The organism is Corynebacterium jeikeium, from assembly GCF_028609885.1.
Lineage (GTDB): Bacteria > Actinomycetota > Actinomycetes > Mycobacteriales > Mycobacteriaceae > Corynebacterium > Corynebacterium jeikeium.
The window spans coordinates 1944422-1966789 of sequence record NZ_CP063195.1; the positions used below are offsets into that span (position 1 = coordinate 1944422).

At 57.2% G+C, this 22368-nt stretch carries 20 protein-coding genes, 1 tRNA gene and 1 pseudogene; 9 read left to right on the forward strand and 13 right to left on the reverse strand.

The annotated features are described in order from the left end of the window. Positions 1–133 precede the first annotated feature (133 nt). The gene (locus tag CJEIK_RS08715; RefSeq protein ID WP_256639904.1) at positions 134–424 is read right to left on the reverse strand and encodes a BCCT family transporter; all 291 of its coding nucleotides are present in this window, start codon (positions 422–424) and stop codon (positions 134–136) included. A 369-nt stretch (positions 425–793) separates the two neighbouring features. On the opposite strand from CJEIK_RS08715, the gene modA reads away from it, so the two are divergent. The 4 genes from modA to CJEIK_RS08735 are packed head-to-tail and all read left to right on the forward strand — an operon-like array spanning position 794 to position 3980. Beyond that, positions 794–1555, forward strand: a complete 762-nt coding sequence (gene modA / locus CJEIK_RS08720) for a molybdate ABC transporter substrate-binding protein (protein WP_005293777.1) — start codon at positions 794–796, stop codon at positions 1553–1555. Next, entirely contained in the window at positions 1524–2351 is an 828-nt protein-coding gene (locus CJEIK_RS08725) for an ABC transporter permease (protein WP_050760815.1), read from the forward strand. Before modA ends, CJEIK_RS08725 begins: the two co-directional genes overlap by 32 nt. After that, positions 2348–3421, forward strand: a complete 1074-nt coding sequence (locus CJEIK_RS08730; RefSeq protein ID WP_005293783.1) for a sulfate/molybdate ABC transporter ATP-binding protein — start codon at positions 2348–2350, stop codon at positions 3419–3421. The genes CJEIK_RS08725 and CJEIK_RS08730 overlap by 4 nt, the downstream gene beginning before the upstream one ends. 43 nt (positions 3422–3464) lie before the next feature. Beyond that, the gene (locus tag CJEIK_RS08735; RefSeq protein WP_005293785.1) at positions 3465–3980 is read left to right on the forward strand and encodes a MogA/MoaB family molybdenum cofactor biosynthesis protein; all 516 of its coding nucleotides are present in this window, start codon (positions 3465–3467) and stop codon (positions 3978–3980) included. Positions 3981–4054: 74 nt separating this feature from the next. On the opposite strand, the gene moaC is transcribed toward CJEIK_RS08735, so the two are convergent. From moaC to CJEIK_RS08765, 7 genes and pseudogenes are all read right to left on the reverse strand, one after another. Next, the gene (gene moaC, locus CJEIK_RS08740; protein ID WP_005293787.1) at positions 4055–4525 is read right to left on the reverse strand and encodes a cyclic pyranopterin monophosphate synthase MoaC; all 471 of its coding nucleotides are present in this window, start codon (positions 4523–4525) and stop codon (positions 4055–4057) included. After that, entirely contained in the window at positions 4522–5760 is a 1239-nt protein-coding gene (locus CJEIK_RS08745) for a molybdopterin molybdotransferase MoeA (RefSeq protein WP_011273990.1), read from the reverse strand. Before CJEIK_RS08745 ends, moaC begins: the two co-directional genes overlap by 4 nt. Continuing rightward, positions 5757–6521: a HesA/MoeB/ThiF family protein gene (locus CJEIK_RS08750; protein ID WP_077536253.1), complete on the reverse strand. Its 765-nt coding sequence runs from the start codon at positions 6519–6521 to the stop codon at positions 5757–5759. Before CJEIK_RS08750 ends, CJEIK_RS08745 begins: the two co-directional genes overlap by 4 nt. Beyond that, positions 6518–6964 carry a molybdenum cofactor biosynthesis protein MoaE gene (locus CJEIK_RS08755; RefSeq protein ID WP_050760825.1) on the reverse strand — a complete coding sequence of 149 codons (447 nt, stop codon included), beginning with the start codon at positions 6962–6964 and terminating at the stop codon, positions 6518–6520. Before CJEIK_RS08755 ends, CJEIK_RS08750 begins: the two co-directional genes overlap by 4 nt. Then, on the reverse strand, positions 6936–7286 hold the full coding sequence (locus CJEIK_RS11370; protein WP_077536255.1) for a MoaD/ThiS family protein: 351 nt from the start codon (positions 7284–7286) through the stop codon (positions 6936–6938). The genes CJEIK_RS08755 and CJEIK_RS11370 overlap by 29 nt, the downstream gene beginning before the upstream one ends. A gap of 21 nt (positions 7287–7307) precedes the next feature. Beyond that, a complete protein-coding gene (gene moaA / locus CJEIK_RS08760; protein ID WP_011273993.1) occupies positions 7308–8291 on the reverse strand; it encodes a GTP 3',8-cyclase MoaA in 984 nt (327 codons plus the stop codon). 152 nt (positions 8292–8443) lie between these two features. Beyond that, positions 8444–8725: pseudogene (locus tag CJEIK_RS08765) on the reverse strand (transposase); the annotation flags it as partial. A gap of 507 nt (positions 8726–9232) precedes the next feature. Here CJEIK_RS08765 and CJEIK_RS08770 point away from each other — a divergent pair. Next, positions 9233–10372 carry a YbfB/YjiJ family MFS transporter gene (locus tag CJEIK_RS08770; RefSeq protein WP_077536257.1) on the forward strand — a complete coding sequence of 380 codons (1140 nt, stop codon included), beginning with the start codon at positions 9233–9235 and terminating at the stop codon, positions 10370–10372. Positions 10373–10688: 316 nt separating this feature from the next. Next, positions 10689–11867 (forward strand): IS1249 family transposase, encoded by a 1179-nt coding sequence (locus tag CJEIK_RS08775; protein ID WP_111712399.1) that lies wholly within the window; start codon positions 10689–10691, stop codon positions 11865–11867. Positions 11868–11986: 119 nt separating this feature from the next. Here the strand turns inward: CJEIK_RS08775 and CJEIK_RS08780 are convergent. Then, positions 11987–12060, reverse strand: a tRNA-Met gene (locus tag CJEIK_RS08780). A 96-nt stretch (positions 12061–12156) separates the two neighbouring features. Then, positions 12157–15225 (reverse strand): UPF0182 family protein, encoded by a 3069-nt coding sequence (locus tag CJEIK_RS08785; RefSeq protein WP_034964533.1) that lies wholly within the window; start codon positions 15223–15225, stop codon positions 12157–12159. Between the two features lie 131 nt (positions 15226–15356). Here CJEIK_RS08785 and CJEIK_RS08790 point away from each other — a divergent pair, with 131 nt between their 5' ends. Beyond that, complete coding sequence (locus CJEIK_RS08790; protein ID WP_005293814.1) at positions 15357–15917, forward strand: PPA1309 family protein; 561 nt, start codon at positions 15357–15359, stop codon at positions 15915–15917. A 16-nt stretch (positions 15918–15933) separates the two neighbouring features. Here the strand turns inward: CJEIK_RS08790 and CJEIK_RS08795 are convergent, their stop codons facing one another. Continuing rightward, the gene (locus CJEIK_RS08795; protein WP_005293817.1) at positions 15934–17013 is read right to left on the reverse strand and encodes a YlbL family protein; all 1080 of its coding nucleotides are present in this window, start codon (positions 17011–17013) and stop codon (positions 15934–15936) included. Positions 17014–17156: 143 nt separating this feature from the next. Here CJEIK_RS08795 and CJEIK_RS08800 point away from each other — a divergent pair, with 143 nt between their 5' ends. Beyond that, positions 17157–18647: a zinc-dependent metalloprotease gene (locus tag CJEIK_RS08800; RefSeq protein WP_005293820.1), complete on the forward strand. Its 1491-nt coding sequence runs from the start codon at positions 17157–17159 to the stop codon at positions 18645–18647. Here CJEIK_RS08800 and CJEIK_RS08805 read toward each other — a convergent pair. After that, the gene (locus tag CJEIK_RS08805; RefSeq protein ID WP_005293823.1) at positions 18644–19243 is read right to left on the reverse strand and encodes a M48 metallopeptidase family protein; all 600 of its coding nucleotides are present in this window, start codon (positions 19241–19243) and stop codon (positions 18644–18646) included. The genes CJEIK_RS08800 and CJEIK_RS08805 overlap by 4 nt on opposite strands. A 143-nt stretch (positions 19244–19386) precedes the next feature. Here CJEIK_RS08805 and CJEIK_RS08810 point away from each other — a divergent pair, with 143 nt between their 5' ends. Then, a complete protein-coding gene (locus tag CJEIK_RS08810) occupies positions 19387–20268 on the forward strand; it encodes a hypothetical protein (protein WP_005293825.1) in 882 nt (293 codons plus the stop codon). Here CJEIK_RS08810 and CJEIK_RS08815 read toward each other — a convergent pair whose 3' ends face one another. Continuing rightward, positions 20269–22359: an ATP-dependent DNA helicase UvrD2 gene (locus CJEIK_RS08815; RefSeq protein WP_005293828.1), complete on the reverse strand. Its 2091-nt coding sequence runs from the start codon at positions 22357–22359 to the stop codon at positions 20269–20271. Positions 22360–22368: the final 9 nt, after the last annotated feature.

Here is a 22368-nt window from a genome sequence, read left to right on the forward strand (position 1 = left end):
CGACAATCAGCAAGACAGCTGTCCCGATGGCACCTATCTTTCTTCCCTCCCCAGGACACGATAGGACGTCATCACCCTGGCTTTCCTCAACAATCGCGATACTGACAATTTCATCATTGCCGATTCAATGGAGTTAACTAAGAGTACCGGAGTGACATAGCGCAAATACGCTCTTTGCAACGACCACCAGGAACTGCTCCAGCGAGACGAACAGCGCGGATGAGGGATTGGCGCTCTCCACGACGGCTCCGGTCAAGAAGCCCGGCTGCGAGGCCTCGAACTCGAAGCCCGCACAATCCAGAACAGAGAACCAGATAATCGGCACAATTCTCGGTAAGGCGATGACGCCTCCGATGAATTCGTGGGCTTTCCGAACGCGAGAAATGGGCACCACAAACATGCCCGCGAACGGCGACCAGCAAATGGTTCACCCTAGTAGAGCACCGTACACGCAGCCCCCTTCCCAATTCGGACTGACATCGTAGCCGTCGGTGCAGAACATAATCCTCGTCAGCGTATCCATGCTCATACCAGCCGTGTCGACGATTTAGGGCAACTGCGGCAACGTCGAGCCCCTAGGCAGGTAGAAACTGGTGAGAACATCACCACCCTAAAGTTTGTGCCTACGAATCACAAACTTCAAATGAGGCATCACGCTAAAGGTCAAACGCCTGTGCCCCGTGGCAGACTCGTCGAAGCTGCTACCCCAGCTTCTTACCTTCAGAAGTCACAGCGCCAGAGATATAAGGAAGCATTGATTAGATATACTACGTGCATGGTTCGAAGGAAGGTAATGAGGTCAGCTTCCGCGATTCTGAGTGTCGGAACGCTTCTACTTTCAGGATGTACCTCGAGCTTTGATAAGGCTCAGACAACTACACTGACGGTCTTCGCCGCAGCATCCCTGGCTGAGGTCTACGGAGCAATAGGAAAGGAATTCGAGGCTGCTAACCCAGGAGTTGACCTCCAATTTGAGTTTGCTGGATCACAAACCCTAGTGGAGCAGTTAGTAAACGGTGCGGATGCTGATGTATTAGCAACTGCAGATGCCATTACCATGGATCGCGCTGTGGATGGTGGTGTTGTGAGCGGCAGACCAATCCCTTTCGCTGAAAACATACTGACTATCGCGGTCGAGCCAGGTAACCCACTTGATATCTCGGAGCTCGTATCTTTAACAAATCCCGACGTCGCAGTCGTTGTCTGCGCCAAGGGAGTGCCGTGCGGTAACGCTACCGAAACAGCTACAGAAGCCGCCGGAGTGATTCTGAGACCAGTCTCTGAGGAACAGAAGGTTACTGACGTACTTGGAAAGGTTTCCTCAGGACAAGCGGACGCTGGCCTAGTGTACCGCACAGATATTGCCACCGCGAATGGCGCGGTGGAGGCAGTAGATTTCCCAGAAGCAAACCGAGCAGTCAATAGCTACTTCATCAATACCGTCACTGGCACCCCGAGATCTCGGGATGCCAAGCGGTTCATCGAATTCATGTCCACCGCGGATGCACAGGAAATTCTCTCGGATGCAGGCTTCCAACCGGCGGAAAAATCATAGGGCCATCACAGTGTCCCCTAGAACACCACGAATTGTCCCCCGCTGGCTATTCGTACCAGCGGGGTTAGGAATAATCTTTTTACTCCTCCCCATTATCGGACTGATATCCCAAATCTCTTGGAGTAATTTTCCAGCCCTGATCTTCGCCGACACTGCTATCGATGCTCTCCGGTTATCAATCTGCACCTCTGCAACCGCCACCGCAATTGTTGTTGCCATCGGCATTCCACTGAGCATGATTCTGGCTTGGACCGATTTCCCGGGCAAGAAGCTCCTACGCGCGCTCCTGCTCTTACCTCTTGTGCTGCCACCAGTAGTGAGCGGTATTGCACTCCTTCAGGCTTTTGGACGGCGTGGCCTCATTGGCTCCCAATTTGAAGCCTTTGGAATAGAAATCGCTTTTACTACAGTTGCGGTGGTCATATCCCAGGTTTTTATTTCGCTCCCATTCATGGTGGTGACACTCGAAGGGGCACTAAATACAGCAGGGAGAAGCTACCAAACCGTGGCAATGAGCCTCGGTGCTTCCCCAACCCGAACCTTATGGCGCGTGAGCGTGCCGATGATGACTCCTGCAATTATGTCGGGAGGCATACTTGCATTCGCCCGAAGCTTGGGAGAATTTGGCGCAACCAGCATCTTTGCAGGTTCCCGCCAAGGTGTAACCCGAACCTTACCCGTTGAGATCTACCTTCAACGAGAAATTGATCCCGACTCGGCAATTGCTCTATCCCTGCTGCTTATCATATCTTCCATTGTCATCGTCGGAGCGGTATACGGGAGGGTGCGCAAATGACAGAGGCAACAGAGTTGTTAGAGTTCGATGTATCGATCCCCTCAAGAAAGTTCGACATCGCCTTTGAGCTTCCAATGGGGCGAGTACTTGGAATCATCGGCCCCAATGGAGCTGGCAAGTCCACCATAGCTGGAGCACTAGCAGGCACTGTCGTCCCGACCAGCGGTCGCATCAGTGTCCGAGATAGAGTCTTGACCGATACCGCCACCGGAACATACGTTCCAATACACCAAAGAAAAGTCGGACTACTAGCACAGGACCCACTGCTGTTCCCGCACCTATCAGTCATAGACAACCTGACTTTCGCCCCTAAAAGCCAAGGGAGCCCGGACGCTCAAAAAGTCGCCGAGCATTGGCTGAGAAAACTCGAACTCGAGCCCCTATCCCACCGCAAACCACACGAACTCTCCGGCGGTCAGGCACAGCGAGTCGCCCTCGGTCGAGCTTTCGCCGGCTCGCCGGACATACTGTGCCTAGACGAGCCCTTCCGCGCATTAGATATCACCGTCGCTGCAGATATGCGTGCCCTTCTCTGCCCGCTGTTGCACAAAATGACAGTTCTCCTGATTACCCATGATGTCCTCGATATCATGTACCTCGCAGATGATGTAGCAGTCATTGAACACGGACGCCTCGTGCGACTTGGAACTACCGACGACGTCATTGAGAAACCCCTCGACAAATTCACAGCTCGATTCTCTGGTACCAACATCATCAAAGGACGAAGCATCGGAAACGAAACACTTCGCAGTGGATCCGGGGAAATACTCGTCACAGGAAAGCCTGGCCACAAAATTCCCGCTGGACAACGAGCAATCGCTAGCTTCCGCCCTACCGCAGTGAGTATCCTCACGGACCACACGGATGAAAACATGAGAAATCAATGGCCAGCAACAATAAAAGGGCTCGAACAGGGAGCTGGAACAATCACCGTCATCTGCGATGTGAAGGGAGATTCCATCCGGGCAGAAATAAGTCCTGCATCCGCAGCGCAACTTTCACTCGTTACTGGCAATGCCATCATCGTCGCAGTCAAAGCACAAGAGATAGAACTTTACCCAGCACATTAGGGGAAAGACGCTACAGGATAATCGCTGTACTAATGTCGTTGCCATGGCACACAACCCCGACTACCCGCTGGCAGACATCTCGGCAATTATCATCACTGTCTCCGACCGCTCATTCGCAGGCCGTCAAGAGGACAAGTCTGGGCCTAGAGCCGTCGAAACACTGATCAAGGCGGGATTCACTCGACCACAGGTGCGTGTCATACCGGACGGCATAGAATCAGTACGAGATGCACTAAAGCAAGCTATTGCAGACGGCTACAGGTTGATTGTGACAACCGGCGGCACTGGCATCGGACCTCGGGATTTAACCCCCGAAGCTACTGCCACCGTTATTGCAACTCGCATCCCTGGCATCGAGAACCAGATTCTTCACCACGGTCTGTCTTCCACCCCCACAGCTGGGTTGTCCCGACCCGTCATAGGGCTCAGCGACCGCAGCAGTAAAGCAGCACTCATCATTAATGCTCCAGGCTCTACTGGTGGCGTTACCGACACACTCGACGTCATAACACCACTTTGCGGCCATATCTTTAGCCAGCTTGCCGGGGGCAAGCACTAGGGGAATACGAGCATAATGAATCGTCTCGTATTTGTGGAGTCCATCCAAATGACTTCATCTTCCGTGCGGGGCGGCTAATCCTCGCGAACCCAAGTACCCGAACGGCCGCCAGTCTTCCTAACTATCTTTGCTTCCCTAATTGTCACCGTACGGTCTACGCTTTTCACCATATCCACGATGGCTAACGCAACCGCACTCACGCCCACCAATGCTTCCATTTCAACGCCTGTCCGGTCGGCGGTAGTCACCTCGACCGAAATGAGTATCTCACTTTCGGTAACGTCAATTTCAACTTGTGCCCCTTGCACACTTATGACATGAGCAAGGGGAAGCAAATCCGGAGTTTTCTTAATTGCCTGAATTCCGGCGATCCTTGCCACAGCAAGTACATCCCCCTTGGGAACTTCCCCACTTCGAATCGCTGCGAGGACTTCCGGTGATACATCTACTATTCCGGTAGCTGTTGCGGTTCGGATAGTCGGCTGCTTAGCGGCCACATTGACCATGTGTGCCTCTCCCGCCGAAGTCAGGTGCGTGAACCTCATTTTCCCTCCAAGATTATCGCGTCCACAATCATGCCCGGTTTCACTTGCGTAACTTCTAGCGGAATCAGCGCCAAGGCGTCGGCCCGATGAAGGCTAGCTATGGCGTGCGATGCCGAGCCCAATGCATGAGATGGCACCGCCTTCGGTACCAGACATACAGGCATAACCTGTGCTTTTCCCTGATGCGACACCCAGCCCGTACCGACTTCTACAGGCTGGGTTGAAAGCATGCCCGGACCTCCCGACAACGCGGAGAGAAACGGCCGAACAAAAACATGGAAACTCGTAAACGCACTGACAGGATTTCCCGGAAGCCCGATAATCGGTGTCCCATCTGCGGTACCGTACCCCTGCGGTTTTCCAGGTTGAATAGCAACCTTTACAAAGCTCATTCGAGGCGAATCAGCATCCTTGGTCTCTATTGACATAGCCTGCTTCACCACTTCGAAGGCTCCTGCAGACACACCGCCTGTGGTGAGAATTAAATCGGCGCACGAAGCAGCCTTGTAAAGTAGCGAAAGGAACTCATCTTCCCGGTCTACGCTGCGAGACTGCTGAACAATGTCCGCTCCCGCCTGTCTTACCAACGATGCCAGCATCGGGCCGTTGGAATCGGGAATATGCCCTAGATGTAACGATTCACCGGCCTCCGTTAGTTCGTCTCCAGTAACAATCACCGCTACGCGCGGGCGCCTATGAACCAACACCCTGGCAACACCAGCCGCGAGAACTCCCGCAAGAAGTGACGGAGTGACTCGCTCGCCGGCGGAAGCGACCATCTTTCCTCGTTCTATGTCATGCCCTCTAAAACGGATACTCGCTCCCTGCTCTACGTGTCCGGTAATTGTCACCTCCCGTGGTGCAGGTCCAGCACCCGGGGGTTGATCCGTGAGCTCTACAGGAACGACAGTATCCGCTCCGGAGGGCAGAACCGAGCCTGTCATGATTCTCATCGCGGTTCCTCCACGCAGCGCTCGAGGTACTGCCCCTGCCGGAATATCACCTGAAACTGGTAAGGTTACCGACCCTGTCGAGCTCTCAGCGAGAACCGCAATATCGCGGTAAGCCACTGCATAGCCGTCCATTGATGAGTTGTCGAAGGGCGGCACCGGAACCTCAGCTCGCACGGCTTCCGCTAAGCACTGCCCCACTGCTTCGCCGACCGACACCTCCTCAACTGGAGTAACCCTAACTAAGCGTTGCAAGCGGTTTGAGTACTCTTCAGGAGTCATCATAAAAATCGCCACACCTTAAAATCTGAAAACTTAACGTCGCCGACTGCGACACGGCCAATGAGTGGACTCCCACAACCTGTCAATAGCTTCATCGCTTCTCCGGCCATCAGGGAACCACACACTCCAACAGCAGGTCCGACGACCCCCATCGCGGCAGGGGTCGGAACAGCACCAGGTGGAGGCGGAGCAGCATGTAGGTCTCTAAGAGTCGTCGGTTTATTCGGACTAGTTGACCAGAATGTTGAGACCTGCCAAGTAGTCGCTGCGACCACCGCCCATACCAGAGGATGCCCAGACCCCGCACACCAATCGGCCACGGTGTATTTCGATTCGAAAGTGTCAGAACAATCGAGGACAATGTCGTAGCTTCCCGCAACTTGGTCCAGCAAATTTGGCATAGCCCAACCGTATTCCGCCACATCGACATCCGAGTTAAGTGCTTCAATGCTCCTACGCGCTGAGGAAGTCTTTGGCATTCCCAGTGCCGCCTCATTATGGATTATTTGGCGTGGTAGGTTACCGGTCTCGACGACATCAGCGTCGCACAGCCCAATGTGCCCAACCCCCATGCCAGCCAAGTAGCTCAGTACTGGGCTGGCAAGGCCACCAGCGCCCACGACAAGCACCCGGGCAGCAAGTAGTCTCGCCTGGCCTTCTTCCCCAATAACTGAGATTGTGCGTTGATGCCGCTCTCGCTCACGGGGAGATAGCGATCTAACGGGATTATGGAGTGCTAATGCCTTCTCACTAAGGCCTTTCACGGAAGACCACTCCAACTCGTAGAGCCGTTAGAAAACTGCTGGAGTTTCCAAATCGGGACGCGCGTTTTGATCTCTTCAACGATATCTAAACAGGCCGAGAACGCCTCAGCCCGATGCTCTGCAGAGACAATTGCAATGAAAGCATCATCCCCAACCTCCAAATCACCTACTCGATGAGCCACTACAACCTGGTGAACTTGGTCTCGCTTCGCAACGCCCTCGGCGATGTCCGCCAAAGCATCTTCGGCGAAAGGATGCGCTGAATACTGAATACCAGCTACGAGTTGTCCTCCATCGTGGTTTCGTACCACGCCGCGAAATACGACAGTTGCACCACAGCGCTCATCCTCAGCTAACTCTTCCAATGCTTGGGCATCAAGAGGCTGTACCGAAATAAATGCGTATGGCACTCTCCTATCCTCCCGCAAATGGAGGCAAAACATGGAGCTCTGATTGAGGCCCCACCAACGAATCCCGCCGAGCCCGCACACCATCAACAAGGAACGTGGAATGTTCCAAAACCCGTGCGAGCTCAGAGTTTTCCTGTCGCAGTGTGTTCAACACGGTTGAAAGAACGACTCTACCGTCAACCTGAATATCACGTTCCGAACACCCCGCCGCACTAGCGGCGGCCGCAAAGAATTCCACCTTCACGTTAATTTTCACCTCAAATCTCTCTTTTAAGAGTAAAATAGCTTTTCGTTTTCGATACGGCAGTCTCGGTACCCTTACCAACGTGCCGTACCGTTGCCAAAAGCACACCACTCGGACAGATCACTTCGATACCTACCCACCGATGGCTGACATCGTCCGCGACGGCGTCGCAAACCCGACTTGCTCGATACCGTGCTCACGAGGTTTCCCCCACATCGCCTGACGCCACACAGCAGCTATCTCACTATCAGTAGCGCCACCGCGCATTAGCTCCATCAAATCTGTTTCCCTTGTCGAGAAAAGGCACGAGCGAACCTTTCCATCAGCAGTGATGCGGGTACGCGAACACGCACCACAAAAAGGCTCAGACACCGACGAAATGAAGCCCACATCTCCATCTGGGAGACCTTTTCCCCTCACCGGGAAAACCTCAGCTGGTGCTGATCCTCGCTCGCGCGCAAGCCCCAACTCAAAACCAGCATCGGTCAACCTCTCTTTCACGGCAGCACTGGTCACTACAACTGATGGATCCCATTTCTCCGTGCCAATTGGCATGTTCTCGATGAAACGCAGCGACGCGCCAACACGCAAAGCATAAGACAAAAGCGCTGCCGGATCATCCTCATGATGCAAAACAGCATTGATTTTTACTGTCATGCCCGTGGAAATCGCCGCTTCAATTCCCCGCAGCACATCGAGTAGGCGATCCCTCCGAGTCAGCGCAGCGAATCGGGAGCGATTCACGGTGTCCAAAGAAATATTGACTCTGCTAAGCCCAGCTTCTCGCAGCTTCTCGGCGCGATGCGTAAGTGCAGTTGCGTTAGTCGTCAAGGCCAGAACTGGTTGAGGTTCCAATTCTGAAATCTCAGCAATAACCCCCTCAAGGTTCTTGCGTAGAAGCGGCTCACCACCAGTAAACCGTACCTTTGTTACGCCTAGGTCTCGAACCCCGATTTTCACCAACCGTACGACCTCGGAATCAGAGAGTAGGTTCGATGTAGGGAACCAATCCATACCGTCAGCAGGCATACAATAAGTACATCGGAGATTACACCGATCTGTCAGAGAGATACGCAAATCAGTCGCTACCCTACCGAATTTGTCCACAAGCTTCATCGAATAACCTCCAAATCTTGCATCTCATCTATGTACGCTTATGTACGCTCGCTCTTGAAATAGGTCAAGCCCTAATGGCGTATCTGGCTATCGTATCTGTGGCTATCTTTGGACTGTGTGTCATGGGTCAACTCGCGAACAGCAGGTGGTGATCATGTGGCGATTTCCCTGCTGCCAGTAGCAATGCCGTCGACAGCGTTGGCTGCGATGACCTGTTTGGTCTGGGCCAGACTAGTCAGCGAAATGTAACGTTTTGCTGTATCCACCCATCATGTTGTTCAGCCCGTTCCGCGCCAACAAGGCGAATGAAAGCAGCACGATCCGGGAAGATTCCCACGTTATTCGTGCATCGTCGAATCTTCCGATTGAGTCCAACAGCGGGGTATTCGACCAGATCTGGGCCACACTGCTGACGGCGCTGCCGTAATCGCCAGCGGGCCCGGCTCCGTACGCAGCTTAGAGATGGCTACGTCACAAACCCGACTCTGGTGTCAAGTTGGCCGCGGCAGTGTCCATGACGGGTTTTAGTCCTTTCTGGCTATACGGTGGCGCACTTGCCGCCGCAGACGCTGTCAGCCTAAGTAGAGATAATCTGATTAATGAAATCTCCGGGCATTTGACGCGGCAAATCTGGGAAAATTTGGGGCAGTAAGCCTTGGGAATAGATAGTTGGATTGCCCTAAGGAAATTTCACGGCCACCGAAAGTGCGTTTCTTTCAAGAGTAGGTAGGAGTTGATTCGATAGTTACACGCAATGATCGCCCAATGCGCACTGACTCGAGGTTTACCGCGGGCTACAGATACACCGAATTAAGGGACGCAACCGAGATACTACCGAAATGATCCTTCATCCTGGTACAGATCCCGGGTTGCCCACAGCAGTAGAGGGAAATAAAGTGACTCAACGAACCGAAGAGGGATAGCTACAAGGAACTTCATAAATGGCAGAATCCAGATATAAGCGAGCACCATTTTCAAGCATTCAAGGCACACTTGGACTTGCAGTAGCAATGGGAATCGGCAGGTTCTTCTATACTCCACTACTTCCCCTCATGGCGGCCGCTCTAAACTGGTCAAGCTCCATCTCGTCTTGGATTGCAGTAGCAAACTATCTTGGTTATCTTTTCGGATCATTAGCCCTTTCTAAAGACTGGGTTCCCAAAACGGCGCCCGTTTATCGTGGATCGCTAATTTGCTCGACATTACTGCTTGCCACAATGGCATTGACAGATAACCCAGGAATACATAGTTTCATTCGATTTTTGGCTGGAATAGCGTCTGCATTCATCTTCGTGTGTATTACACAGTTTGCCAGCCAGAATTTACACTCCCCTTCTCTGGTTGGTTTTGTTTATGGTGGTGTTGGATTAGGCATCACTGTTTCTGGAATAGCAGTATGTCTACTAGGCCAAACCTTGGCATGGGCACACTTATGGGGAGCTGCCGCCCTAATTAGTACCCTATTTAGCATCGTAGCTTGGACCTGGCCCATTAGCACTGAAGCGCCCCCTAGAAATCGAAAGATTCCGGACAGTTCCGCGGATCGATCTACTTCGGAGTTTAAGCGAGCTTTCCGATTATTAGATACAGGCTATTTCTTTCAAGGCTTTGGGTACATTATTATCGGAACCTATCTCGTTATACTAGCTAACCCTGTTTTCGGCTCATCAGCAGCCGCCATCACATGGGCCGTGGCTGGCATCGCAGCAATTCCCTCACCCTACCTCTGGTCAGCATTGGCAAAGCGTTACGGTCGGCGCCATACGCTACTTAGCTGTTATACACTTCAAGTTGGTGGAGCGATTGCAGCTATTTTTGGAAATTCAGTTTTCTTACTAATGGTTGCCGCAATAATTTTCGGCGCTACCTTCATGGGGATTACAATGCTTACAATCTCAATAGGCGTCGCCTATGGAATAAATGGCGGGGCTGCCCGATTAACGACTTGGTATAGCCTAGGACAAGTCGTAGGACCAGCAGTTATCGGGCTATTTTTATCAGATTCAATTAAAGCATCATTTATTATTGCGACTATCGCTATCGCCATCGGCATGGCAACAATTAAGCTTTCACGGTTGTGATAAGCGTTTATCTTCGTTTTGTTGCAATCATCCTTGGCGCCAAAGGCGGCCGTCACGACTGAAATGAGAGTTCTACCATACAATATTAATGGCTCGTAGTTTTCACCGAAGATGGCTCCATTTTTGCAATACGCTGATTCAGTGAAAATTACCGCGGGTTAAGTGACAAAAATGTGTCTGGTTTCCAGCATATCTGCTGATCAGACTATGTAAAGCGGGCTTGAATAAGGTTCCAGACCTTATTCGGGCGCGTTTTTCCTTCAATCCACCGGAACGGCGTCCCAGTGTGGTAGCCGGATGTTGGTTAGCTTTGCCGGTGACACCTAACAGACCACGATGCCCCGTATGTACTGGGCAAATGAAGAGAAACGGCACCACCAGCAAAGGAACAACCCGCTGGCGCTGCACCAAATGCGGACACTCCTTTACCCGCAGCACCCAAACACACAACAAAAACGCCGCTACCATGACCTGGTTCATCCAATGGGTCACCGGCACCCAACCACTGACACAGATTGCAGTTACACAAAACGTCTCAGCAAAAACACTGCAACGCCGCTTCCACTGGTGCTGGTGGATCATCCCCACACCCACCATCGATACTTTCCGTATCTACGACCAGATCTTCCTGGACGCAACCTACCTAAAGTCCGGCTGCCTCCTTATCGCTGCCAGCAAAACCCACGTCATCAACTGGACCTGGGCCAGACAAGAAACCACCGCCGCCTACACCGAACTACTACGCCCCATTGCCGCACCACTTGTCGCAGTGACAGACGGCGGACAAGGCGCCCAATCAGCCATCCACCACTGCTGGCCGACAACACGCATCCAACGCTGCCTCGTCCACGCCCAACGAACAGTCCGTCGCCATACCACCAGCAATCCCCGTACTGACGCAGGCAAAACCATCTACCGTCTAGCCCTGAAACTCACTGGCATCACAGACCTTGACCACGCAGCCGAATGGGTCACACACCTGCACGAATTCAGCCACACCTACCGGGTGTGGATGAACGAGAAAACCACCATCCGCGACCCTGCTACCGGCGCCTACACCAAGGTCTACACCCACCAACGCGTCCGAGCGGCCTATCAATCATTGCTATCTCTGCACCGCAGAGACCTGCTGTTTACCTACCTGCAACCCCCACCAACAACCATCGACCCCGACAACCTTGCAGCAACAACAAACAGCCTCGAAGGTGGCATCAACGCCCCCATAAAAGAACTAGCCCGCAGACACCGCGGACTATCACTACCGCATCAACGCACAGTGATGGATTGGTGGCTGTATCTACATACAGAAGTCCCTGACGATCCGGTCAAGATCGCCAGGGACCAACGATGGGGTCAAGACGCACTTTCCACAGCAACAGACCTGATCACCCACAACACCACAGCCACTACCAATGACATCGGTGCACCAGCAGAATACGACACCGCCATCGACACCAGCTACCAACACAACCTCGGCATCCACTGGGGCAAATAACCACGACACACCCGGGAAAGACACACTTTTTGTCCTTTAACCCCTATTCGACTTGGACTAGGCCTTCTCAACGAGAAAATCCCCTCGCCGGTATCTAAACCAACGAGGGGATCAATTTGTAGCGGGGGCAGGATTCGAACCTACGACCTCTGGGTTATGAGCCCAGCGAGCTACCGAGCTGCTCCACCCCGCGACGAGTGCTGTACGCCATCGCGTCAGCGACTCCCCTACTGTAACGCAGAGGTCGGATAAAGTGAAATCGCCTGTTCACAGACGATTTCACAAGAGCTTAACGCTCAGACTGCAGATCCTGGACTGCCTTATCCAGCTCATCCAGAGCCTTACCGAACTCCTCGAAGGTGCCAGACTCGCGGGTCTTGTTCACCTTGTCCATCGCATCACGCACCCGCTGCTCCGGAGAGGCATCGGTGCCGCCACCGTCAGACTTCCCCGCCGTAGCCTTCGCGTCCGAGCCCTGGTCGCCCTTGTCGCCCTTGTCATCCTGGCCGTCTGAACCCTTGTCCCCGGCCTTGGAGTTCTTCTTGTTCTTATCCTTGGTCGGGTCAACCACTGAACCGTCAATCTCGCGGATGTCGGTCGTGGAGGACGTATTGATACCCACCTGGCTCAGAGCCTCGGCGATGGTCGGGGCGTAACCCACCTGGCCGTTGTAGCTCACCAGCACGCGCAACAGCTTCGGGAAGGCCGAATCCTGGCCACTGCGCTGCGAGTACACCGGCTCGACGTACAGGATCTGCCCGTCGCCCACCGGCAACGTCAGCAGGTTGCCGTTCGTCAGGTCGTTCGTACCCTTCAACAGGGTGCGCTCGCGGGCAATCTCATCGGAAGACATCATCGTGTCCTGCGCCTGGTTCGGACCCAGCGTCTGCGTGCCCGTCGGCAGCACCCGCACACTGATCTTGCCGTAGTTATCCGGATCGGAGCTCACCGACATGTGTGCAGCCAGGAACTCACGGCGCAAGCCGCGGAATGGGGTGATCAGCTGGAAGGAAGGTTTATTCGTCTTCGGATCCGCCGCCACTACGTAGTACGGCGGCTGCGCATTGTCCTGCCGATCCTGCGGTGCGGTCGGATCCGTCGGCACAGACCAGAACGAGTCGTTCTGGAAGAACACCCCTGGGTCAGAGACGTGATACTTGGCAATGAGCTCGCGCTGCACCTTGAACATATCCTCTGGGTAGCGAAGGTGATTCTCCAGCTCCTTACTGATCTCGGAGCGCGGCTTAACCACGTCCGGGAACGCACCCCGCCAGGCCTTCAGCACCGGGTCCGCCTCATCGTAGGCGTACAGATCCACGCTACCGTCGTAGGCATCGACCACGGCCTTCACGGAATTGCGAATGTAGCCAACCTCATTGTCGACGACCTGGGTTTCACTAACGCCGTCGGGATTAAGGGCGTCCGCAGTAGAATCAGTAAGCCCAATCCGCTCGGAGTAGGGCAGGTTATTCAACGTCGTGTAACCGTCAACGACCCACTTCACCCGGCCGTCAATGACGATCGGGTAGGTCTTGGAGTCCGTGGTCAGCCACGGAGCTACCTTGTGCACACGCTCGCGGGGGTCGCGCTCGTAAAGGATCTTCGAGCCCTCACCAATGCGGTCCGTCAGCAGCATGTTCATCGACTCGAAGTGGGCAGAGAACATCAGGCGGTTGAAGTAGTTAGAAACATCAACACCGCCGGTACCGGTGTAGGTGTAGTTGGATGCGTCGGTATCGTACTCCAGCGGCTCGCCTTCGGTATTACCGACGATCGCATAGTCAGAGTTGTTCTGATTCGACGAAGCAATAACAGGGCCGAAGTAAATGCGCGGCTGCTTAACATCCAGCTTCAGCTCGCCGCCCTGCTTACCGGACTGCATCGACTGCAGATCCGCGACCGTGTAGACCGGGTAGCCACCGCGGGCAGAGCCGACGTCGCGGGCTACCTCGTCAACCTTGCGGGAAGGTGCTGCCACAAAACCATTGCCGTGGGTGTAGACCGTGTGGCGGTTGATCCAGTCGTTCTGGTTGCCGTCAAGGGTGTTCGGGTTCAGCTCACGGGCGGCAACCACGAAGTCGCGCATCTTGCCGTCCACCTCGTAGCGGTCGATCGCCAACTCGTCCGGGAAGCCGTAGAAGTTTCGCAGCTGCTGTTGCTGCGTAAACGTCGGGGTCAGTACTTCCGGGTCCAGCAGTCGCACATTGGAGAGAGTCGCGGAGTCGTCTGCAACGGCCTTCTTCTGCTCCTTCGAAGCCGCATCCCCAGCAGCACCCCAGTCGCGGTCGTAGGTGACCTTGTCGTCACCAATGCCGTAGGCGTAGCGGGTTGCCTCGATGTTGCGGGCGATGTACTCGCGTTCCTTCTCCGCACGGTTCGGGTTGACGGAGAACTGCTCCAGCATCGCGGGCCACGCCAGCCCGACGGTCAGCGACGAACCGACCATCAGCGCCACTGCCAGCGCCGGGATACGCAGGTCTCGCAGAACGATCGTGATGAAGAACATGGCCGCCACGAAGATCGAAATCACCAACAGCACAATCTGCGCAGGCAGGACAGCGTTGATGTCCGTATAGGAGGCACCCGTAAAGGTTTCGTGCGACCGGGTAAGCAGGCCATAGCGGTCGAACCAGTAACCGACCGCCTTCAGTAGCATCCACACGCCTGCAATAACGGCCAGCTGCCTGCGGGCATTCGTGGAAATAGAGGCCTTCTCCCCCACCCGCGGGTTACCTGTCGTGATGGACCCCAGCAGGTAGTGGCCAATGCCGTTGATCACAAAGGCCAGGATCAGCAACACGCTGAAGGTAGAGACAAGCATCTGCAGGAAAGGCAGATTAAAGGCGTAAAAGCCCAGGTCCTTATCGAACTGCGGATCGTGCACCCCAAAATTCGATCCGTTCAGGAACAGCAGTACCGAACGCCAGTTGGACTGCACGATCATGCCGGTGATCACACCAACGAACAGCGGAATGCCCACCAGGAAGGGGCGCATGTTACGGCGGATCAGAGGCCGGTACTCGGCCAGAGGTGAAGATGTGCCCAGGGATTCGATCTCGTCCGGCCGCGCGCGGTACGCCAGAAATGCTGCCAGCCAGGAAATCAGTGCTCCGATTAGTCCGAAGACCACAAAGAGCACCAGCCGGGTGACGATCACATTCATAAACACGCCCTGGTAATCCACACTGCGGAACCAGGCGAAGTCGGTGTAAGTGCTCACCACCACCGGCACAATGAAGATCGCGATGGCGATGATCGCCACTAGGATCCCCAGAATTTTCGAGCGCCTGCTCGACCCTGGGGCGGACGGGAACTGCGGCTTCGGGCGGCCCGAAGACGGTGGCGTGGGCGTGCTCAAGGCTTAATTACTCTCCTGCTAATCGCACCTGTGGGTATCGCTGATCGCGATGTTTCTACCAGGATACGTACAATTCTTAAAGCCTCATAACAAACCCCAACCCATCCCCCAACGAAAGAAAGGCATCACGAATGACCTCTCCCGATTCCTCCCCGAACGTCGATCTGCAGGACGAGCGCGTGCTCAACGCCGCGCTGCGCGAGGCAGTGGACTTCGTGCAGGCCGAGGGCTGGGACCAACCGGCCACCTTGTTCGCTCTGGTCCCGGCCTCGTTAATCGCCGATGCCGCGCCCCAGGCCTTTGACGACGATGCCCCGGCCAACCCATTGGCCCTGGTGGTACAGGAGGACATCCCGGAGCACATCCGCCCCGGCAGCGAGGAGCTCGGCCAGTTCCTGGCGACCATCCGCTGGCCAGCTCCCGTCGTCGGCGCGATCCTCGCCCAGGAGATCACCTTCTCCAACGCCGCGCCCGGTGCGGACCCTGCCCCGCGCCAGGCTCGTTTGTTTAGCGGACTTCTTTGTGACGCCGACTTCTCCGGCCCCGAGCGTTCCCTCATCCAACTACGCCCCAGCGAGGAGGAGCTTGCGGAAGATCCCTTCGGCCAGGACAAGGTGCAGTTGCTCGGCGGAGACGATATCGCCCCCGGCGTGATTCACACCCTACGCGCCACCTTCGAGGCCGACGAATAGGAGCTACCTGTAAACGCTACTTGCAGGTATCGGCCTGCTTGCCGTCGTTGTAGTCCTTGAGATCCTTAATTGCATCGTCGAGGGTATCGACCTTCAGCAGGGTGATCCCCTCCGGCAGCTCGTGGACAGCCTCGGCACAGTTCTGTGCTGGCACTAAGAACACCTCCGCGCCGGCTTCCTTAGCGGCAGCGATCTTGTGAGTGATGCCACCAATCGGGCCGACCTTGCCTGCGGCGTCAATAGTTCCGGTACCGGCGACGAACTTCCCACCTGTAAGTTCCTCGGGCGTCAGCTTGTCGACGACCGCCATAGAGAACATCAGTCCGGCGGAAGGGCCACCGATGTCGGTGAGGTTGTACTCGACCTTGATGTTGCCGCCGGGCTGGGCGACGGCCGTCACGCCGAGGAAGGCAGTGTCCTTCGGATGGTCGCCGCGAACCTCCTTCGGCAGCTCGGCGAGCTTGACCTTGATGTCCTTGTCCTTTTCCTGACGCTTGACGGTGACGGTGACCTCGTCGCCCGGCTTGTAGCCCTTAATCTTGTCGGACAGTTCGCTGGGCAGTGTAATTTTTTCCCCATCGACCTTGGTGATGATGTCGTTGACCTCGATCTTGCCCTGCGCCGGGGAATCCTCAGAGATCTCCAGCGCCATCGTCTCCAGGGGCTTGTTCAGGTGGTTCATCGCCGAAATGGTGGCGTTGGACTCCGAATTGGCGAAGGCGGCAGCATTCTGGCGCTGCACCTCTTCCGAAGACTTGCCGGAGGGGAAGACATGCTCGATCGGAACCAGGGTGTCGTCTGTAGAGATCCAACGCTTCAACGCCTGTGGCAAGGTCATGTTCGTGCGGACGGACACGGTGGTCATGTTGAGGTTGCCACTGGTCGGGTAAGTTTTCGCACCGCTGATGTCCACGACCTGGCGGCTTTCAACCTCACCCAACGTGTTAAACGTCGGCCCGTTGCCCTCAGCTGCATACGGGACGGTCAGGTCGATACCGGTGCCGGGGATCGACGGCAGGCCGAGGAGGGAAAAGACTGCCACGACGGGCACAGCACCCACGACGATGGTGCGATTTCGCCTGTTCCAGAATTTCACCTGCCTAACTCTACATGCTTCGCCTGCCAGGTTCGCCCACCCCGCGCAGGCCGAACCCTGTTCGCTCTCAGCACACGCAAAAAGGCTTCCCGACGGCCTTTCAAGGTCGTTTTCACCCTGCAACAGTCGGTACGGTGGGGTACATGAGTAAATTCGGTTTTGGCTTCCACGGCCCGCATGATTCCGATGACGACCGTGACCGGGATCGCGACAGGGATCGCGACGGTGACCGCGACAAAAACGGCAACAACGGGAATGAAAACAACCCGTTCGGCTTCTTCTTCGGCGGCCCGATGGGCGGCGGCGCGGGCGGAATGAACGGCGGCGCCGGTCACATGGGGGCCGGCAACCTGGGCGATATCCTGAACCAATTCGGTTCCATGCTCTCCGGTTTCGGCACAGACATGAACAGTGCCGAAGGGCAAGGGCCGGTCAACTACGGGCTAGCCAAGCGCACCGCGCGCCAGCGTATCGCCGCCACAAATAAAGACACTCGCCCTAGCCACAACGACTCGCAGGCCGTGGCCGATTCGGTCCGCCTGGCGGAACTCTGGCTAGATGAGGCCACTGATCTGCCCGCCGGCGCCTCCGGGTCCGTGGCCTTTGGCCCAGCGCAGTGGTTGGACGAAACCTTCGAAACGTGGAAGCGCGTGGTCACTCCTCTGGCCGATAAGCTCGGCGACGCTGCCCTCGGCGGCGTGCCTGAGGAGATGCGCAGCCAGCTCGGCCCGCTAGCTGGAATGATGAAGCAGATCAACGCTATGAACTTTGGTGCACAACTTGGCAACACCCTGGGCGAGATGGCCACGGACGTAGTGCTTTCCACCCAGTGGGGTGTGCCGTTGGCCGAGGGCGATACCGCCGCCATAGCAACCGAGCACCTGGATGCCATGGCCAAGAAGCTGGGCTGCGAGCCCCGCGAGGCGCTTATCTATCTAGCCGCCCGCGAGGCCGCGCACCTGCGCCTTTTCAAGCACGTCCCGTGGCTGGTGGAGCGTCTCATCCTAGACGTTGAGGAGTTTGCTGCCGGTCTGTCTTTGGACTACTCCGCCATCGAGGAAGCCACCCGGGAGATCACCCCGGAATCCATGAATGATCCGGCGAAGATGCAGGAGATGATGGAGCGGATGCAGGGCCAAGACCTCTCCCCCCAGGTCGTCTCTGCCAACGCTCACGCCCGCGAGCGCCTAGAGACCAGCCTGTCACTGATTGAGGGTTGGGTGGACTATGTCGTTGGTTCCGCCCTGAACTCCCGCATCCCCGGCGCCGCCATGATCGGTGTCGCCTGGTCCGAGTTCCGCAACAACGGCTACCCCGCCATGGATGCGCTGACCAAGGCCGTAGGAATTAGCTTCACTGCCCCGAAGGCAAACGAGGCAGCCGAGCTGTGGCGCAAGCTGGAGGATGCGGTGGGCGTCACTAAGCGCGACGGTGTCTGGGACCACCCCGACTTCCTTCCCGTAGCCTCCGACCTGGACAACCCGGCGGCCTTCATCAGCAGCGTGGCTTTCGACGAGGACGAGATGGAGGACTTCAACCCCATCAGCGAAATCGAGAAGCTGGAGCGAGAGCTCAACGAGAAGCGCGGCGAGGAAGACGGCAAAGAAGACGGCGAGGACAGCGACAAGAGCTAGTCGCGCATCCCCCAACGCTTGAAGGCCTCCAGGTAGCCCTGCGCCTTCTCCAGCTGCGGGGTGCGCGCCTCCCACTTGCGAAACTCCGGCCCGTGGTTCGGCACGAACGTGTGGATCAGCTCGTGGATAATCACCGCATCCAGCACGTACCCGGGCACCTCCTGCAGCTGGTGGGCGATCCGGATGCGCTTGGACTGCACCGAGCAGCTACCCCAGCGCGTGTTCATATTCGTGACGAACTTGATCTCCCCGACTGTCGCCCGACCACCGAGATACTTGTCGTTGAGCTGCACCGCCCGCTCTGCTAACTCCCTGTTGCCCAATGTTTGACGCCGACTCTTCAGCGCCTTGCCCACCAGCTCTACGCTGATTCTGCGCAGCTCAGCCTCTCCGATGGCCGCGGGCGACATGACCAAGAAGCCTTCGCCTTCTTCTCGCACTGCAACGGTCTTCTTGCGCCGAGTGGACAGGCGGATTGTGACGGGCGGTACCGTCGCTGCCGTCACCTCGGGACTCAGCCGGGCCGCAAGCTCCTCCTGCACCTCATAGGCCAACCGCTGTGGATCGATCGCGTGCGAGCGGAAAGAGGGGGCCATGGGAACATCCTTTCCACCAGCGAAGACGTTGTTGTGCTGCTAGTGTGAGAGGCGACTAAACAGCGCGCATGGGGAGCGCAGGCTGCCGCACCGGGATTCAAGGGACTGGATTTAGCGGACAGGGTTTTAGGGGGAATGCATTCATGCTAGAGCTTAACTTGCCGGCGAGCACAGCCATCCTGGCCAGGCCGACGATCGGCCTGCAGTTCGGAGTGCTGCCACACGAATCGATGATTCTGCCGCTACCAAAGAACGTGAACCCCGGCCAGGTAGCCCACGTTTTTGCCCTGGCCCGCGGGGGAATCACCTTCGACGAACTGCAACAGAAGCTGGGCTTTTGCGGACTGGAAACAGACGATGCGCGGCTTATGCTCTCCGAGATGCTACAGGCCCGGATACTGCAGCCTTCTCAGAGGGATGTGGATTTTCACGTCCTGGCCTCTGGCGTGGCCAGCGAACGGCTGGAACCCGTGCTGGAGGCGCTGGGGTTAAGCTTCCGCGTCACCTCCACGCCCAGCGAAGCCCGGCGTTCGCTAATCGCCCTACCCGGAGCGGTGTTCCCCACACCGGACGTGCAGCACGCACTGATGGTCAACCGCGTGGCCCACTACCCCGCCGGCATCGTGGACGGGAAAACAGTTTTGGGGCCGCTGGTGGTGCCGGGCGTTACTCCATGTCTTGCCTGCATGGATAGCTACTACGGGAAGATTGATGACGGCTGGCGCGGAGTTCGACTGCAGGCCACAGGAAGGCCGGGAAGTACGGAGAGGCACCTCATCCAGGCGGCCTCCACCCAGCTGGCGATGATGCTGGATGAGCATGTGCTGCCCTGGTGGCGGGCTCACACGGAGTTCATCAGAACACGCAGGATAGCGCGGCTGAATCAGGAAACCCTACCCGAGGAGCCGGAAATCCCCGAGGTTCTGAGGCAACGGCGGCTGGTGGATTTCGCTACCGGCGCCGTGCAGACCTACCAAGTGCCCTTCGGCGACAACTGCCTCTCTTGCCGGGCGGTGCGGGTCTAGTTAGGCATAGTTGCTGACGATAGCCAGCACGTCCTCGCCGAACTCCTGGACCTTCACCGGGCCTATGCCCGGCACAGCCAGCAACTGGTCAGACGTGGTGGGCAGCTTCTCGGCGATGGCGCGCAACGTGGCGTCCGTAAAAATGACATACGCCGGCACCGCCTTGTCCTTCGCCTGGGCGGTGCGCCAATCGCGCAGCTCAGCGAGCAACAGGTGGTCGGTTTCGGGGGCGTGCTGACCACAGCGGCCGAGGATCTTCAGCTCCGGGCTGCCGAGGCGAGCACCGCAGACGGCGCAGGCGTTCTTCGGTGCGCCGAGCCGCTCGCGGGAGTTCCCGCTGCCGGAGTGGCGCTGGGCGGCGGCTGCTTCCTCCTGCGGGACCAGCCCGTCGAGGAAGCGGGTGCGGTGGCGGTTTGCCTTCGATCCCTCCTGGCGCGCGAGCGACCAGCTGAGGTGCAGGTGCTCGCGGGCGCGGGTGATTCCGACATAGAACAGGCGCCGCTCCTCTTCGATGGCCTCCTCCGAGCCTGCGCCCTTGAGCGCATGGCGGATCGGCAGGGTGCCTTCGTTAAGGCCGACAAGGAAAACCGCGTCCCATTCCAGGCCCTTGGCGGCGTGGATGCTGGCGAGGGTGACCCCTTGGAACTTCGGCGGGTTTTTAGCGCTCATGCGTTCCTTCAGCAGCGCAACTACGCCCGGCATGCTCAAGGGTTCAGCGGCGCTGGAGGTGATCTCCTTAACCAGGTCGAACAAAGCCTGCAGGGACTGCCAACGGGCGCGTTCCTGCGAACCGGAAGGCTCGGCGCTAGTCAGGCCGACGGGAACGAGTGCGGCGCGGACTGCATCGGGCACGTCCTCCGGGGCTGGGTCGTACTTCTTCGCCGCGGCGATGATGGCATTCATGCCCTCCCGGATCTCGGTGCGCTTGAAAAAGCCCTCGCCGCCCTTAACCTGGTAACCGATTCCGGCCTGTTCCAGCTCGTATTCGTAGTTCGCCGACTGCGAATTGATGCGGTACAGGATCGCGATGTTCGCCGGTTCCACACCCTTGCTGATGAGCGCCTGGATTTCCTTGACCACCGCCACCGCCTCGGCGGGTTCGTCCGGGTATTCGTGGAACTGCGGAAGGGGGCCCGCAGGGCGCTGGCCCTCCAGCTTCAGGCGGGTGCCCGCCACTCGCCCCTTCGCCTTGCCAATGACGTTGTTGGCCAGGTCCACGACCTGCGGGGTGGAGCGATAATCGCGGTACAGGCGCACGGTAGTGGATTCCGGGTATTTGGTGGTGAAGTCCAGCAGATACTCCGGGGTGGCGCCGTTGAAGCTGTAGATCGTCTGGTTGGCGTCCCCCACCACGGTCAGGTCGTCCCGATCGCCCACCCAGGCGTCCAGCACGCGCTGCTGCAGGGGTGTAACGTCCTGGTACTCGTCAACGACGAAGGTGCGGTAGCGGGAGCGAAACTCGTCGGCGATGCCCGTGTTGGATTCGATGGCGGCCGCCATGTGCAGGAGTAGGTCGTCGAAGTCCAACAGCATGCCCTCTGGCGTGGTCTTCATGCTCTCGTACCCCTGAAAGACCTTGACGAATGTCTGGGGATCCACCGGGCAGTCGCGGCGGCGGGGCTCGACATAATGGGGGTAGTCTTCCGCGCTGATCAGGGAGGACTTCGCCCACTCGATCTCCCCGATCAGGTCCGCCAGCATCGCGGTGCTGGTTTCCACTCCTACTGCCCGGGCGGCGCGGGAGACAATGCGGAACTTGTTGTCCAGCAGCGTCCACGGCAGGTCGCCCGCGTAGGCCGGCCAGAAGTACTTCAACTGCCGCATCGCCGCAGCGTGGAAGGTCTTGGCCTGCACCTTCGGGATATTCATCAGAGCCAGGCGCTCGCGCAGTTCCGCGGCGGCGCGGGCGGTGAAGGTGACGGCAAGCACATGGTCGGGGTTGACGAACCCGCCGTCCACGAGGTGGGCGATGCGGTGGGTGATGGTGCGGGTCTTACCGGTGCCGGCGCCGGCGATGATGCTGACCGGCCCGCGCGGGGCCGACGCAGCTCTAGCCTGTTCCGGATCCAGTCCGTCCAGCAGGGAGCTCACTCAAAGCAC